Origin of the sequence: Vagococcus sp. AM17-17, from assembly GCF_003471765.1 — a bacterium.
GTDB classification, from domain to species: Bacteria; Bacillota; Bacilli; order Lactobacillales; family Vagococcaceae; genus Vagococcus; species Vagococcus teuberi.
The window spans coordinates 1-289 of sequence record NZ_QRJY01000049.1 but is presented as its reverse complement, the minus strand read 5'-3'; the positions used below and the strand labels follow the sequence as shown (position 1 = coordinate 289).

1 pseudogene is annotated in these 289 nt (G+C 31.1%); it reads right to left on the bottom strand.

What is annotated here, in order from left to right:
* Positions 1–58 precede the first annotated feature (58 nt).
* Positions 59–175: pseudogene (locus DW196_RS11205) on the bottom strand (transposase); the annotation flags it as partial.
* Positions 176–289 lie beyond the last annotated feature (114 nt).

The window sequence follows — 289 nt, the reverse complement described above, 5'->3', positions numbered from 1 at the left end:
CTAGTGTTGGTAAAAGTTCAAACGTTAGAATTTAGGATCTAGAAAACTTTTTAGTTTTCTAGATCTTTTTTGGTGATTTGAAAGCAGACTTCTTTAAACAAATTGATAGTCGTAGCTTAAAATTATAAAAACTTCTCATGCCATAGGCATTACGCTTTATGACTTTAATATGGTTAAAAGAATCCTAATTCATACATTCTAAGTGAGGGAAGAAATTCTGGCTCTTTGTCAACTACTGTTGGTAAGAGTTCAAACGTTAGAATTTAGGGTCTAGGAAGCTTTTTAGTTT